This window comes from Streptomyces mobaraensis, assembly GCF_020099395.1.
Classification (GTDB): domain Bacteria; phylum Actinomycetota; class Actinomycetes; order Streptomycetales; family Streptomycetaceae; genus Streptomyces.
Map to the genome: position 1 here is coordinate 5,762,534 of NZ_CP083590.1, position 13,771 is coordinate 5,776,304.

Sequence of the window (13,771 nt, forward strand, 5' to 3'; positions counted from 1 at the left end):
CGCTTGTGCATGGATTCACGAGGGGTGGGGCGCGGTGCGAAAGCCGAGGTGAGCGGCCTGTGTCGAGGGCGCTCACCCCGGCCCGAGGGGCCTGAGGGGTCACTCCCAGCGGAAGAAGCGGGCCGCCGCGCCCAGGCCCAGCACCGCCCACACGGCGAGGATGCCGAGATCCCGCCAGGGCATCCCGGCGCCGTCCCGCAGCACGTCCCGGAGGCCGTCGGAGAGGGCCGAGATCGGCAGCAGCTCCAGCGCCGCCCGCGCGGCGTCCGGGAACCGGTCCAGCGGCACGATCACGCCACCGCCGACCAGCAGCAGCAGGAACACCAGGTTCGCCGCCGCCAGTGTCGCCTCCGCCTTCAGCGTGCCCGCCATCAGCAGGCCCAGGCCCGAGAACGCGGCCGTGCCCAGGACCAGCAGCAGGAGCACGGCGAACGGGTTGCCGTGCGGCGACCAGCCGAGCGCGAACGCGATCACCGTCAGCAGGACGACCTGGAGGATCTCGGTGACCAGCACCGACGCCGTCTTGGCGGTCATCAGCGCCCAGCGCGGCAGCGGGGACGCGCCGAGCCGCTTGAGCACGCCGTAGCGCCGGTCGAAGCCGGTGGCGATGGCCTGCCCGGTGAAGGCGGTGGAGAGGACGGCCAGCGCGAGGATGCCGGGGGCGAGGAAGTCGACGGCCTTGCCGTCTCCCGTGTCGACGACGTCCACCGTGCTGAACAGGACCAGCAGCAGCGTCGGGATGACGACCGTCAGCAGCAGCTGCTCGCCGTTGCGCAGCAGCATGCGGGTCTCCAGCGCGGCCTGCGCCCGGATCATCCGGGGGAGCGGGGCGGCGCCGGGGCGGGGGGTGAAAGTGCCTGGCCCAGAAGAAGGGATCATGCGCGCAGCTCCTTGCCGGTCAGCTCCAAGCTGTGTCCATCCGGGGGGCAACCCCCGGACCCCCGGCCCATCGCGGTGTGCTGTTGCTTCATGCGCGCAGCTCCTTACCCGTGAGCTCCAAGCTGTGTCCATCCGGGGGGCAACCCCCGGACCCCCGGCCCATCGCGGTGTGCTGTTGCTTCATGCGCGCAGCTCCTTACCCGTGAGCTCCAGAAAGACGTCCTCCAGCGTGTGCCGCTCGACCGCTATCCGGTCCGGCATCACGCCGTGCTGCGCGCACCAGGTGGTGACCGTGGCGAGCAGTTGCGGGTCGACGGAGCCGGTGACCCGGTACGAGCCGGGGGTGAGCTCCACGGCCGCGCAGTCGGCGGGGAGGGCCTTCAGGAGCGAGGCGACGTCCAGGCCGGCCCGGCCGGTGAAGCGGAGGGTGTTCTCCGCGCCGCCCTTGCAGAGCTCCTCGGGGCTGCCCTGGGCGATGACCCGGCCGGCGTCGATGATCGCGACGTCGTCGGCGAGCTCCTCCGCCTCCTCCATGTGGTGGGTGGTGAGCACGACGGTGACGCCGTCCTCGCGGAGCTCCCGGACCAGGTCCCAGGTCGCGCGGCGCGCCTGGGGGTCGAGGCCGGCCGTCGGCTCGTCCAGGAAGACCAGCTCCGGGCGGCCGACCACGGCCATGGCCAGGGAGAGCCGCTGCTGCTGGCCGCCGGAGAGCCGGCGGTAGGTGGTGCGTCCGCAGGTGTCCAGGCCGAGGCGTTCGATCAGCATGCCGACGTCCAGCGGGTGGGCGTACAGCGCGGCCATGTGCCGCAGCATCTCGTCGGCGCGGGCGCCGGAGTAGATCCCGCCGCTCTGGAGCATCACGCCGACGCGCGGGCGGAGGACGGCGGCGTCGGCCACCGGGTCGAGGCCGAGCACGCGGACGGTGCCGGCGTCGGGGCGGCGGTAGCCCTCGCAGGTTTCGATGGTGGTGGTCTTGCCGGCCCCGTTGGGGCCGAGGACGGCGGTGAGGGTGCCGGCCGCGACGGACAGGTCGAGACCGTCCACCGCGGTCTTCCGCCCGTACCGCTTGACGAGGCCGTGGACCTCGACGGCCGGCACGCGGCCGGGGGTCCGGGGGTCGCCCGGGGTGGCGCTGCGCATGGCAAGGAAGTCTACGAACCCCGCGGCCCCCCGGACCCCGCCGGGGGGCGTGATCGCCGTGCCGGTTAGGTGACCCTTAGTGATCGAGACCACCGGCGGGCGGGGCGTCGAGGCTTGTCCCGGCTCAGGTAATTACGCAACAATGGTGTTGTGAAATACGCGGGCGAGGCACCGGAAGGGCCCGAGGCCGGTACGGCCGCCGGGCCGGGCCGGCGCGTACCCGCTTCCGGGCCGGGCCCGGCGTCCGCCGTCCCCGCGGCCCGCGAGGAGCAGCGCGCCCACGACGAGCAGCGCGGCACCCGCGCCCGCGTGGCCCGCTCCATCCTCGACCATGGCCCGTCCACCGCCGCCGAGCTGGCCCTGCGCCTGGAGCTCACCCAGGCGGCGGTCCGCCGCCATCTGGACGTGCTGGCCGCCGAGGGCATGGTCGAGCCCCGCGAGAAGCGGGTCTACGGCACCCGCACCCGCGGCCGCCCCGCCAAGGTCTTCGTCCTGACGGACTGCGGCCGGGACGCCTTCGACCAGGCCTACGACAAGCTCGCGGCCGACGCCCTGCGCTGGATCGCCCAGGCCGCCGGCGGCGGCGAGATGGGCGAGGCCGCGGTCGCCGCGTTCGCCCGGGCCCGGATGGCCGCCCAGGCCGAGGGCTACCGGGCCGCCTTGGAGGCCGCGCCCCCCGAGGAACGGGCCCGCGTGCTGGCCAGGGCATTGACCGAGGACGGGTACGCTGCTACGGCGCGCACAGCGCCGGTCGGCGAACAGCTCTGCCAGCACCACTGCCCGGTCGCCCATGTCGCCGAGCAGTTCCCGCAGCTGTGTGAGGCGGAGACCGAGGTCTTCTCCCGCCTGCTCGGGACGCATGTGCAACGTCTTGCCACCATCGCCCACGGCGACGGGGTGTGCACGACGTTCATCCCCAAGACAGCGTCCACCAAGACGACCACCGCATCCACCAGCACGGCCGGGAGGAACCCCGCATGACTCTCCCCACGGAGACTGCCCACCCTGAGCTCGAGGGCCTGGGCACGTACGAATACGGCTGGGCCGACTCCGACGCGGCCGGCGCCGCGGCCAAGCGCGGCCTCTCCGAGGAGGTCGTCCGCGACATCTCGGCCAAGAAGTCCGAGCCGGAGTGGATGCTCAAGCTGCGTCTGAAGGGCCTCCGGCTCTTCGACAAGAAGCCCATGCCGACCTGGGGCTCCGACCTCACGGGCATCGACTTCGACAACATCAAGTACTTCGTCCGCTCCACCGAGAAGCAGGCCGCCTCCTGGGAGGACCTGCCCGAGGACATCAAGAACACCTACGACAAGCTGGGCATCCCCGAGGCCGAGAAGCAGCGCCTCGTCGCCGGTGTCGCCGCCCAGTACGAGTCCGAGGTCGTCTACCACCAGATCCGTGAGGACCTGGAGGAGCAGGGCGTCATCTTCCTGGACACCGACACCGCCCTGAAGGAGCACCCCGAGCTCTTCCAGGAGTACTTCGGCACCGTCATCCCGGCGGGCGACAACAAGTTCGCCTCGCTGAACACGGCCGTGTGGTCCGGTGGCTCCTTCATCTACGTCCCGCCGGGCGTCCACGTCGACATCCCGCTCCAGGCCTACTTCCGGATCAACACGGAGAACATGGGCCAGTTCGAGCGGACGCTGATCATCGTCGACGAGAACGCCTACGTGCACTACGTCGAGGGCTGCACCGCCCCGATCTACTCTTCCGACTCGCTGCACAGCGCCGTCGTGGAGATCATCGTGAAGAAGGGCGGCCGCTGCCGCTACACGACCATCCAGAACTGGTCGAACAACGTCTACAACCTGGTCACCAAGCGCGCCGTGGCGTACGAGGGCGCGACCATGGAGTGGATCGACGGCAACATCGGCTCCAAGGTCACGATGAAGTACCCCGCCGTCTACCTGATGGGCGAGCACGCCAAGGGCGAGACGCTGTCCATCGCCTTCTCCGGCGAGGGCCAGCACCAGGACGCCGGCGCCAAGATGGTCCACATGGCGCCCAACACCTCCTCCAACATCGTCTCCAAGTCGGTGGCGCGGGGCGGCGGCCGCACCTCGTACCGCGGTCTGATCGAGATCGGCGAGGGCGCCCACGGCTCCAAGTCCAACGTGCTGTGCGACGCGCTGCTGGTGGACACCATCTCCCGCTCGGACACCTACCCCTACGTGGACGTCCGTGAGGACGACGTGTCCATGGGCCACGAGGCGACCGTCTCCAAGGTCAGCGACGACCAGCTCTTCTACCTGATGAGCCGCGGTCTGTCGGAGGACGAGGCGATGGCGATGATCGTGCGCGGCTTCGTCGAGCCGATCGCCCGTGAGCTGCCGATGGAGTACGCCCTGGAGCTCAACCGGCTGATCGAGCTGCAGATGGAAGGCTCGGTCGGCTGACGCCCGCCGCCTTCGACCGCAGCGACCCTTTTTGACAGGAAGAGAGCACCACGACAGCCATGGCTGACAACACTCCCGCCGGCAGCACCACCGACGGCGCCATCCAGGTGGGCGGGGCCAAGCAGCCCATCGACGCGCGGGTCAGCGCCCCCGCCTCGTACGACGTCGCCGACTTCCCCGTGCCGCACGGCCGCGAGGAGGAGTGGCGGTTCACCCCCCTGGAGCGCCTCCGCGGTCTGCACGACGGCACGGCGGTGGCGGACGGCGCCGGCGTCAAGGTCGAGGTGACCGCCCCCGAGGGCGTCACCGTGGAGACCGTCGGCCGGGACGACGCCCGGCTCGGCAAGGCCGGCAAGCCCGTCGACCGGGTGGCCGCCCAGGCGTACAGCTCCTTCGAGAAGGCGTCCGTCGTCTCGATCCCCAAGAACACCGTGCTCACCGAGCCCGTCCGGATCGCCGTGCACGGCGAGGGCGGCGTGGCCTTCGGCCACCAGGTCGTCGAGATCGGCGCCTTCTCCGAGGCCGTCGTCATCATCGACCACACCGGTGACGCCACCCTGGCCGCCAACGTCGAGTACCTGCTCGGCGACGGCGCCAAGCTCACCGTCGTCTCCGTCCAGGACTGGGACGACACGGCCGTCCACGCCGCGCAGCACACCGCGCTCGTCGGCCGCGACGCCCGCTTCAAGTCCGTGATCGTCACCTTCGGCGGCGACCTGGTCCGGCTGCACCCGCGCGTCGTCTACGGCGCCCCCGGCGGCGAGGCCGAGCTCTACGGCCTGTACTTCACCGACAACGGCCAGCACCAGGAGCACCGCCTCTTCGTCGACCACGACACGCCGCACTGCCGCAGCAACGTGGTCTTCAAGGGCGCCCTCCAGGGCAAGGACGCGCACGCCGTCTGGATCGGTGACGTCCTCATCCGCGCCGCGGCCGAGGGCACCGACACCTACGAGCTCAACCGCAACCTCGTCCTCACCGACGGCGCCCGCGTCGACTCGGTCCCCAACCTGGAGATCGAGACCGGTGAGATCGTCGGCGCCGGCCACGCCTCGGCGACCGGCCGCTTCGACGACGAGCAGCTGTTCTACCTGATGGCCCGCGGCATCCCCGCCGACGAGGCCCGCCGGCTGGTCGTCCGCGGCTTCTTCGCCGAGCTCGTCCAGCAGATCGGCGTCCCCGAGCTGGAGGAGCGCCTCATCGCCAAGATCGAGGCCGAGCTGGAGGCGTCCGTCGCATGACCTACGTACGCGTGGCCGCGCTCGGTGAGCTGGAGGAGGACACGCCCAAGCGGGTGGAGGTCGACGGCACCCCCGTGTCGATCGTCCGCACCGAGGGCGAGGTCTTCGCCATCCACGACATCTGCTCGCACGCCAACGTCTCGCTCTCCGAGGGCGAGGTGGAGGACTGCGCCATCGAATGCTGGCTGCACGGCTCCACCTTCGACCTGCGCACCGGAAAGCCCTCGGGTCTCCCGGCCACCCGACCGGTCCCCGTTTACCCCGTCAAGATCGAAGGAGACGGCCCAGACGCGTCTGTGCTCGTTTCCATCACCCAGGAGTCCTGAGTTCCCCATGGCAACGCTTGAGATCCACGACCTGCACGTCTCCGTCGACGCCGAAGGCGGCCCCCGGGAGATCCTGCGCGGCGTCGACCTGACCGTGAAGCAGGGCGAGACCCACGCCATCATGGGCCCGAACGGCTCCGGCAAGTCCACCCTGGCCTACTCGCTGGCCGGTCACCCCAAGTACACGATCACCGGCGGCACCGTCACCCTCGACGGCGAGGACGTCCTGGAGATGTCCGTCGACGAGCGCGCCCGCGCCGGCGTCTTCCTCGCCATGCAGTACCCGGTCGAGGTGCCCGGCGTCTCGGTGTCCAACTTCCTCCGCACCTCCGCCACCGCGATCCGCGGCGAGGCCCCCAAGCTGCGTACCTGGGTCAAGGAGGTCAAGGAGTCCATGGCGCGTCTGCACATGGACCCGGCCTTCGCCGAGCGCAACGTCAACGAGGGCTTCTCCGGCGGTGAGAAGAAGCGGCACGAGATCCTCCAGCTGGAGCTCCTCAAGCCGAAGATCGCGATTCTGGACGAGACCGACTCGGGCCTGGACGTCGATGCCCTGCGCATCGTCTCCGAGGGCGTCAACCGGGTCCGTGAGACCGGTGAGGTGGGCACCCTGCTGATCACGCACTACACCCGCATCCTGCGCTACATCAAGCCGGACTTCGTGCACGTCTTCGCGAACGGTCGCATCGCCGAGTCCGGTGGCGCCGAGCTCGCGGACAAGCTGGAGGAAGAGGGCTACGAGGCGTACACGACGGGAGGCGTCACCGCGTGACACAGATTCCGGGGCTCCTCGACACCGAGGCGATCCGCAAGGACTTCCCCATCCTCGACCGCGTCCTGCACGACGGCAAGAAGCTCGTCTACCTGGACAACGCGGCGACGTCCCAGAAGCCGCGCCAGGTGCTCGACGTCATCAACGAGTACTACGAGCAGCACAACGCCAATGTGCACCGCGGCGTCCACGTCCTCGCCGAGGAGGCCACCGCGCTGTACGAGGGCGCGCGCGACAAGATCGCCGCGTTCGTCAACGCGCCCAGCCGCGACGAGGTCATATTCACCAAGAACGCCTCGGAGTCGCTCAACCTGGTGGCCAACATGCTCGGTTGGGCCGACGAGCCCTACCGGGTGGACCACGACACCGAGATCGTCATCACGGAGATGGAGCACCACTCCAACATCGTTCCGTGGCAGCTGCTGGCGCAGCGCACCGGCGCGAAGCTGAAGTGGTTCGGGCTGACCGACGACGGCCGGCTCGACCTGTCGAACATCGAGCAGGTCATCACCGAGAAGACCAAGGTCGTCTCGTTCGTGCTGGTCTCCAACATCCTGGGCACGGTCAACCCGGTCGAGGCGATCGTCCGGCGCGCCCAGGAGGTCGGCGCGCTGGTCGTCGTCGACGCCTCGCAGGCCGCGCCGCACATGCCGCTGGACGTCCAGGCGCTCCAGGCCGACTTCGTGGCCTTCACCGGCCACAAGATGTGCGGCCCGGACGGCATCGGCGTGCTGTGGGGACGCCAGGAGCTGCTGGAGGACCTGCCGCCGTTCCTCGGCGGCGGCGAGATGATCGAGACCGTCTCGATGCACTCGTCCACCTATGCCCCGGCGCCGCACAAGTTCGAGGCCGGTACGCCCCCGATCGCCCAGGCCATCGGCCTCGGCGCGGCCGTGGACTACCTGACGTCGATCGGCATGGAGAACATCGCGCGGCACGAGCACGCGATCACGCAGTACGCGATCCAGCGGCTCCAGGAGGTCCCCGACCTCCGGCTGATCGGCCCCACCACGGCCGAGGACCGCGGCGCCGCGATCTCCTTCACGCTCGGCGACATCCACCCGCACGACGTGGGCCAGGTCCTCGACGAACAGGGCATCGCCGTCCGGGTCGGCCACCACTGCGCGCGGCCGGTCTGCCTGCGGTACGGAATTCCGGCGACCACGCGGGCGTCGTTCTACCTGTACTCCACGCCCGGCGAGGTCGACGCGCTGGTCGAGGGCCTGGAGCACGTCCGGAACTTCTTCGGCTGATGGGCAGCGGACTGTGAAGCTTGATTCGATGTACCAGGACGTCATCCTGGACCACTACAAGCACCCGCACGGCAGGGGCTTGCGGGACGGCGACGCCGAGGTGCACCACGTCAACCCGACGTGCGGCGACGAGATCACCCTGCGCGTCCGGCTCTCCGGTGAGACGATCGAAGACGTCTCGTACGAGGGCCAGGGCTGCTCGATCAGCCAGGCCAGCGCCTCGGTCCTCAACGAGCTGCTGGTCGGCAAGGAGCTCGGCGACGCCCGGCGGATCCAGGAGACCTTCCTGGAGCTGATGCAGTCCAAGGGCCGGATCGAGCCGGACGACGCGATGGAGGAGGTGCTGGAGGACGCGGTGGCGTTCGCCGGCGTCTCCAAGTACCCCGCGCGGGTGAAATGCGCTCTCCTGAGCTGGATGGCGTGGAAGGACGCGACCGCCCAGGCGCTGGGCGAGACCGCCGCAAGCACTGAGAGCACCGAGAGCACTGCGAGGAAGACCGCATGAGCGACGAAGTGACCACCAAGCCGGCCACCGAGGAAGAGGTCCGCGAGGCCCTGTACGACGTGGTCGACCCCGAGCTGGGCATCGACGTCGTCAACCTCGGCCTGATCTACGGCATCCACATCGACGACGCCAACATCGCCACCCTCGACATGACGCTGACGTCCGCGGCCTGCCCGCTGACCGACGTTATCGAGGACCAGGCGAAGTCCGCGACCGAGGGCATCGTCAACGAGCTCCGGATCAACTGGGTCTGGATGCCGCCGTGGGGCCCGGACAAGATTACCGACGAGGGCCGCGAACAGCTCCGCGCCCTCGGCTTCAACGTCTGAGTACGGCCTCCGCCGACGCGAGCGGCCCGCCCCCGGTAGGTCCGGGGCGGGCCGTTCGCCGTTTCCGCGGGTGCCTGCTCCGCTGACGCGGGGCGGCCAACGGGGTTGCTGTAAGAGGGGGAGCGATGACGGGCTGGGGCGATGACGGACGGCGTCTGGTCCGCTTCCTGTTCGGTTCCGTGCCGCGGTTCCTGGTCACCGGGGTGGTGGCGGGTGTCCTGGTGGTCGGCGGTCTCGTCGGGGGCGCGTGGCTGAGCTCGGACGGGCGGGGCTGTCCGGAAGCGGTCGCCCGGGCTTCCGAGGGGGAAGTGGCGGGGGAGTACGAGGGGTTGGACGGGATGCGCGTGCGTCTTCGGTACGACCCGGGGGCAGGGCGGGGGACGTTCTCCGTGGCGCACTGGCCGTACGAGGGGTCCCCGGCGTACCGGAAGGAGAAGACGTTCGGCGCGGCGGGGACGTGGAGCCTGTCCCAAGCCTCCGGCGTCGCGGAAACGCGGGTGCGGCTGTCCTTCGACGACCGGCCGGCGCATCGCCGGCCGTTGGAGACGCTCGTCGTCGGCCGGGAGGGGGACGAGCGGGTGCTGTTCAAGGAGACGGACCCGGACAACTGCCCGTCCACGGTTCTGCGGCGCGCCGGGAGCTGAGGCCGGGGGTGGTCCGGGGTCAGGAGGGGGCGCCGAACCAGTGGTGGAGGGCCCGTTGGAGGCCGTCGCCGGCCGTCGTGCCCGCCCAGCACACGTGGCCGTCCGGGCGGAGGAGGAAGGCGTCGGTGCCCGGGAGGGGGGTGTGGGTGACGCGGTCGGACCAAGGGGTGAGGGAGGTCGCCAGGTCTGGGGAGGGGGTCAGGAGGAGGCCGCGGCCGTCCTGGAGGCGGGGGACGGGGAAGCGGGTGCCCAGGAGGGGGTGGGTGGGGGTGTCGGGGGGCATGGGGTAGCGGATGTCGAGGCCGGAGATCAGGCCGGCGACGCGGCGGTTGGCGGCCGGTTCCGCGAGGAGGCCGGTGACGAGGGAGCGCAGGGCGCGTACGTCGTCGTCGGGGTGGAGGAGGGCGACCTGGGCGCGGGTGTTCTCCAGGACCGCCGCCCCGACCGGGTGGCGTTCGGTGTGGTACGTCTCCAGCAGGCCGGACGGCGCGTGGCCGTGGACGGTGGCGGCGAGCTTCCAGCCGAGGTTGAAGGCGTCCTGCACGCCGAGGTTGAGGCCCTGGCCGCCCGCCGGGAAGTGGATGTGGGCCGCGTCGCCGGCCAGCAGCACCCGGCCGGTGACGTACCGTTCCGCCTGCCGGGTGGCGTCGGTGAAGCGGGAGGCCCAGCGGACCTCGCGGAGGGTGAAGTGCGGTGCGGGGCCGGTGGCGAGGGCGGTACGGATCTCGTCGGCGGTGACCGGGGCGTCGCGGGCCACGGTCTGGTCCGGGGCGGCGAAGAGGAAGCGGTGGACGCCGTCGCCGAGCGGCATCAGGGAGGGGCCTTCCCGTACGTCGAACACCGGCAGGCGCCACTCGGTCGGCAGGGCCTCGTGGGGCTCCGGCACGATGTCCGCGACGACCAGGGAGATCCGCCCGTCGCGCCCGGGGAAGCCGACGCCGAGTTCGCCGCGCACCCGGCTGCGTCCGCCGTCCGCCCCCACCAGGTAGGCGGCGTGCAGGGCGGTGGTGCCCTCCGGGCCGGTGACGGTGGCGGTCACGCCGTCCGCGTCCTGGGCGAGGCCGGTGAGTTCGCGGCCGCGCTGGACGGGGATGCCGTACGTGGCGAGGTGGTCCTCCAGGAACCGTTCGACGCGGGCCTGGGGGATGCCCACCTGATAGGGGAAGCGGGTGTCGAAGACCGAGTAGTCCAGGGGGATGCCCGCGAAGTGGCCGCGCGGCAGGGTGGTGAGGGCCTGTTCGGCGATGGGCTCCAACCAGCCGCGCAGGTCCAGGACTTCGGCGGTGCGGGGCTGGAGGTTGAGCGCGCGGGACTGGCCGCTGCGTTCGAGGGTCCGTTCCAAAACGACGGTCCGGACGCCCGCCAGGCCGAGCTCGTTGGCGAGTGTCAGACCGGTGGGGCCGGCTCCGACCACGATCACATCAGGGTTCACGCCGGTACCTCCGGTCTTATGCCTTCAGTCCGCGCCGGGTGACGTAGACGTTGTGGAAGAGGAGCAGGCCGGCGAGGACGGCCAGCCACTGCACCGTGCTCACCAGGGGTACGGAACCCACCGGCACCGTCAGGGCCAGGACCACCCGGACCACGGCGTCCAGCGTGAAGACCGCGCCCCAGACGGCGGTGAGCACCCGGACGCTCCGGCGGAAGGCCGGCTCGGTGTCCCACCGGGAGGCCCAGGCGCGCCACCCCGCCTCGCCCAGCTTGGCGGTGACGACCGTCTGGCCCAGGTACATCATGAACGGGCGGCGGGTCGGCAGAGTGCCCAGGATCCAGAGGCCGATGAGGCCGAAGATCCAGCTGTCGCGCACCAGCAGGACGCGCGGGTCGCCGGTCACCAGGGACATCAGGGCGCCCAGCAGCATCAGGCAGAGCGTGAACAGCCCCATGGCGTCCACTCGTCGGCGCCGGACCATCCCGTGGACGATCCAGGGCACGGCGAGCAGACTGCCCGCCGCCAGCGCGACCCACTGGCTCGTGCCCGCCGCCTGGAGTCCGTAGAACGCGCCGAGGGGGAGGGCGAGTTCGAAGAGGAGCTGGAGGACGACGAGCCGGCGCAGGGCGGCGGTCTTCTGCCGCTCGGTCGGCTGCGGCGGGACGGGGACGGTCGCGGGCTCTGTGGTCGCGGGCTCTGTGGTCACGGGGTGCTCCTGGTCGCGCGGTCGAAGAGGTCGGCGAGCCGGCGGCCGTGGGCGGCGGCGTCGAAGTCCGGGTCGTGGGCGGCGCGCATCACGAGCGCGTCGATGGCGCCGCGGAGCGCGTACACCATGGTCGCCGGGTCGAACTCGCCGAACTCCCCGGCCTCTTGGCCCCTGCGTGCGGCGGCGATCAGGGTGTCCAGCATCGCGTCCGTGACGGCGGTGAACTCCCGCGCCGACGGGCTCTCGCCCCGGACGCCGGTGAGCACCTCCACCATGGCGTGCAGGTGCTTCGGGTAGACGTCCAGCAGCGCGAGGTTGGACTCGATGTGCGCGCGGAGCCGCTCGGGGGCGGTCCGGTGCGCCTCGATCCTGGGCCGCATGTACGCGTCCGCGACCCGTATCACCTCCGCCACGACCTCGCGCATCAGGTCGTCCTTGCCGGCGAAGTGGTACGAGATCATCCCGGTGCTGCTGAGCCCTGCCTGCCGGGCGATCCGGGAGAACGACGCCTTGGCGTAGCCGACTTCGGCGATGACCTCGATGGCGGCGTCGACGATCTGTGCCCGCCGGGCGGCCTCCGTGAACGTCCGGTCGGCGGTCGGGGCGGCTCCTTGCTTGGGTTCGCTGCTCTTTGCTCGCATGAGCAAAAGGTAGCCAGGGTTTGCTTGGGTGAGCAAGTATTGGTTTGGTCAAGCAGTCGATGGCCTCCACCGGCCGGGGTCAGAGGCCGCCCGTGTTCAGCAGCCGGTCCGGGGTCCGGTCGTGGAGTCCGCTCAGCACCCCTGGCGTGGCCTGTTGCTCCAGCCACTCCGTCACCGCCTGCACCGACGCGTCCGGGCGCGCCGCCTTGTAGAGCGCCGCCACCCCGGTGACGTGCGGGGCCGCCTGCGAGGTGCCGCTCTTCGTCGCGGCGCCGCCACCGGCGCGGGCCGAGACGATGTCCAGGCCCGGGGCGAGGAGCCGCAGGCAGGAGCCCCAGTTGCTGAACGACGTCATCCGGTCGTCCCGGTCCGTCGCCCCGACGACCACCGCCCCCGGCGCGCTGCCCGGCGAGTTGCCGCAGGCGTCGCCGGCCGCGGCCCCGGCCTGCGCGTTGCCCGCCGAGACGACGGGCGGCACCCCGCGCTCGGCGACCGCGGCCACCGAGGCGTTCGTCGCCGCCGAATACGGGCCGTTGAGCGAGGCGTTCAGCACGGAGGCCGGCCCGGCGTGCCGGGCGACCCAGTCCAGGCCCGCCACGAAACGGGAGGCCGACGTCGTCCCCTCGCAGTCCAGCACCCGCACGCTGACCAGCGTCACCTTCCGGGCGATGCCGTGCTCAGCGCCGCCGATGATCCCGGCCACGTGCGTGCCGTGCCCGGAGCCGGTCGGGCAGTCGGAGCCGTCGCCGTCCGGATCGACCAGGTCGACACCCTTGCGGGCGCGCCCGCCGAACTCGGGGTGCGTGTAGTCGATGCCCGTGTCGACGACGTACGCGGTCACGCCCGCGCCCGTGCCGGCGACCGTGAACCGGCCGTCCAGGGGGAGCCGCCGCTGGTCCACCCGGTCCAGGCCCCAGGAGGCGGCGGCCGGGACGGTGGGGTCGTGCAGGCGGACCGAGGACTGGCGGAGCACCGCGTCCTCCTCGACGGACCGCACGTCCGGGGAGCGGCGGACGGCGTCCAGCTGCGCGGGGGTGAGCGGGGCGGCGAAGCCGAGCAGGGCGTGCTGGTAGACGGTGTCCGGCCTGACGCCCAGCCGGGCGGTCAGCGCGCGGGGGCTGGCGCCCTGGCGGAGGGTGACGATGTAGTGGGCGGGGACGGCGCGGCCGTCGGGTGGGGAGTTGGTGTGGGGGTGGGGGTGGGGGTCAGCTGGGGCTAGGGCCAGGGTGAGGGGCAGGAGGAGGGTGAGGAGGTGGAGGTGGTGTGGGGGTCTCATGTCCCCTGGATAGGGGGAGGGGTGGTGCGGGGCGATCGGGGTGGGCCGTTTGGCCTGCCCCTGTCCCGCCCCTTCCCGTTTCTTCCGGGGCTGTGCCCCGGACCCCCTTGTCGCGGCTTCGCCGCTCGTCCTCAAACGCCGGACGGGCTGAATAGTCAGCCCGTTGGGGGTCCCCCCTCTGGGGGAGTTTGAGGACAACCGCGCGGAGCGCGGTTTCGGGGGTGCGGG

At 71.4% G+C, this 13,771-nt stretch carries 15 protein-coding genes; 9 read left to right on the plus strand and 6 right to left on the minus strand.

Annotated elements, in window-relative coordinates; all coding sequences use genetic code 11:
• Window positions 1-99: 99 nt before the first annotated feature.
• Together K7I03_RS25385 and K7I03_RS25390 are read right to left on the minus strand one after the other, a co-directional pair.
• The gene (locus K7I03_RS25385) at window positions 100-879 is read right to left on the minus strand and encodes an ABC transporter permease (protein ID WP_185943732.1); all 780 of its coding nucleotides are present in this window, start codon (window positions 877-879) and stop codon (window positions 100-102) included.
• Between the two features lie 180 nt (window positions 880-1,059).
• Window positions 1,060-2,019 carry an ABC transporter ATP-binding protein gene (locus K7I03_RS25390; protein WP_185943733.1) on the minus strand — a complete coding sequence of 320 codons (960 nt, stop codon included), beginning with the start codon at window positions 2,017-2,019 and terminating at the stop codon, window positions 1,060-1,062.
• Window positions 2,020-2,169: 150 nt separating this feature from the next.
• On the opposite strand from K7I03_RS25390, the gene K7I03_RS25395 reads away from it, so the two are divergent.
• From K7I03_RS25395 to K7I03_RS25435, 9 genes are all read left to right on the plus strand, one after another.
• Window positions 2,170-3,000 (plus strand): helix-turn-helix transcriptional regulator, encoded by an 831-nt coding sequence (locus K7I03_RS25395; RefSeq protein ID WP_185943734.1) that lies wholly within the window; start codon window positions 2,170-2,172, stop codon window positions 2,998-3,000.
• The gene (sufB, locus tag K7I03_RS25400; protein ID WP_185943735.1) at window positions 2,997-4,418 is read left to right on the plus strand and encodes a Fe-S cluster assembly protein SufB; all 1,422 of its coding nucleotides are present in this window, start codon (window positions 2,997-2,999) and stop codon (window positions 4,416-4,418) included. Before K7I03_RS25395 ends, sufB begins: the two co-directional genes overlap by 4 nt.
• Window positions 4,419-4,477: 59 nt before the next feature.
• Entirely contained in the window at window positions 4,478-5,659 is a 1,182-nt protein-coding gene (gene sufD / locus K7I03_RS25405) for a Fe-S cluster assembly protein SufD (RefSeq protein WP_185943736.1), read from the plus strand.
• Window positions 5,656-5,985: a non-heme iron oxygenase ferredoxin subunit gene (locus K7I03_RS25410; RefSeq protein WP_004951646.1), complete on the plus strand. Its 330-nt coding sequence runs from the start codon at window positions 5,656-5,658 to the stop codon at window positions 5,983-5,985. The genes sufD and K7I03_RS25410 overlap by 4 nt, the downstream gene beginning before the upstream one ends.
• A 7-nt stretch (window positions 5,986-5,992) precedes the next feature.
• Window positions 5,993-6,757 carry a Fe-S cluster assembly ATPase SufC gene (sufC, locus tag K7I03_RS25415; protein ID WP_185943737.1) on the plus strand — a complete coding sequence of 255 codons (765 nt, stop codon included), beginning with the start codon at window positions 5,993-5,995 and terminating at the stop codon, window positions 6,755-6,757.
• A complete protein-coding gene (locus K7I03_RS25420; RefSeq protein WP_185943738.1) occupies window positions 6,754-8,010 on the plus strand; it encodes a cysteine desulfurase in 1,257 nt (418 codons plus the stop codon). Before sufC ends, K7I03_RS25420 begins: the two co-directional genes overlap by 4 nt.
• A 13-nt stretch (window positions 8,011-8,023) precedes the next feature.
• Entirely contained in the window at window positions 8,024-8,515 is a 492-nt protein-coding gene (gene sufU, locus K7I03_RS25425; protein WP_185943739.1) for a Fe-S cluster assembly sulfur transfer protein SufU, read from the plus strand.
• Window positions 8,512-8,844 carry a metal-sulfur cluster assembly factor gene (locus K7I03_RS25430; RefSeq protein WP_004951661.1) on the plus strand — a complete coding sequence of 111 codons (333 nt, stop codon included), beginning with the start codon at window positions 8,512-8,514 and terminating at the stop codon, window positions 8,842-8,844. Before sufU ends, K7I03_RS25430 begins: the two co-directional genes overlap by 4 nt.
• A gap of 125 nt (window positions 8,845-8,969) precedes the next feature.
• On the plus strand, window positions 8,970-9,488 hold the full coding sequence (locus K7I03_RS25435) for a hypothetical protein (protein ID WP_185943740.1): 519 nt from the start codon (window positions 8,970-8,972) through the stop codon (window positions 9,486-9,488).
• Between the two features lie 19 nt (window positions 9,489-9,507).
• Here the strand turns inward: K7I03_RS25435 and K7I03_RS25440 are convergent, their stop codons facing one another.
• The 4 genes from K7I03_RS25440 to K7I03_RS25455 all read right to left on the minus strand — a co-directional run bounded on the left by K7I03_RS25440 (window position 9,508) and on the right by K7I03_RS25455 (window position 13,543).
• Window positions 9,508-10,920: an FAD-dependent monooxygenase gene (locus K7I03_RS25440; protein WP_185943741.1), complete on the minus strand. Its 1,413-nt coding sequence runs from the start codon at window positions 10,918-10,920 to the stop codon at window positions 9,508-9,510.
• A gap of 16 nt (window positions 10,921-10,936) precedes the next feature.
• Window positions 10,937-11,626, minus strand: a complete 690-nt coding sequence (locus K7I03_RS25445) for a VC0807 family protein (protein ID WP_185943742.1) — start codon at window positions 11,624-11,626, stop codon at window positions 10,937-10,939.
• The gene (locus K7I03_RS25450; protein ID WP_185943743.1) at window positions 11,623-12,267 is read right to left on the minus strand and encodes a TetR/AcrR family transcriptional regulator; all 645 of its coding nucleotides are present in this window, start codon (window positions 12,265-12,267) and stop codon (window positions 11,623-11,625) included. The genes K7I03_RS25445 and K7I03_RS25450 overlap by 4 nt, the downstream gene beginning before the upstream one ends.
• Before the next feature lie 79 nt (window positions 12,268-12,346).
• Window positions 12,347-13,543, minus strand: coding sequence for a S8 family peptidase (locus K7I03_RS25455; protein WP_185943744.1), 1,197 nt, complete (start codon window positions 13,541-13,543; stop codon window positions 12,347-12,349).
• Between the last annotated feature and the right edge of the window lie 228 nt (window positions 13,544-13,771).

Coding starts and splice junctions, on each gene's coding strand:
- K7I03_RS25385 (WP_185943732.1), bottom strand. CDS start 879: ATGATCCCTTCTTCTGGGCCAGGCACTTTCACCCCCCGCCCCGGCGCC.
- K7I03_RS25390 (WP_185943733.1), bottom strand. CDS start 2,019: ATGCGCAGCGCCACCCCGGGCGACCCCCGGACCCCCGGCCGCGTGCCG.
- sufB (WP_185943735.1), top strand. CDS start 2,997: ATGACTCTCCCCACGGAGACTGCCCACCCTGAGCTCGAGGGCCTGGGC.
- sufD (WP_185943736.1), top strand. CDS start 4,478: ATGGCTGACAACACTCCCGCCGGCAGCACCACCGACGGCGCCATCCAG.
- K7I03_RS25410 (WP_004951646.1), top strand. CDS start 5,656: ATGACCTACGTACGCGTGGCCGCGCTCGGTGAGCTGGAGGAGGACACG.
- sufC (WP_185943737.1), top strand. CDS start 5,993: ATGGCAACGCTTGAGATCCACGACCTGCACGTCTCCGTCGACGCCGAA.
- K7I03_RS25430 (WP_004951661.1), top strand. CDS start 8,512: ATGAGCGACGAAGTGACCACCAAGCCGGCCACCGAGGAAGAGGTCCGC.
- K7I03_RS25435 (WP_185943740.1), top strand. CDS start 8,970: ATGACGGGCTGGGGCGATGACGGACGGCGTCTGGTCCGCTTCCTGTTC.
- K7I03_RS25450 (WP_185943743.1), bottom strand. CDS start 12,267: ATGCGAGCAAAGAGCAGCGAACCCAAGCAAGGAGCCGCCCCGACCGCC.
- K7I03_RS25455 (WP_185943744.1), bottom strand. CDS start 13,543: ATGAGACCCCCACACCACCTCCACCTCCTCACCCTCCTCCTGCCCCTC.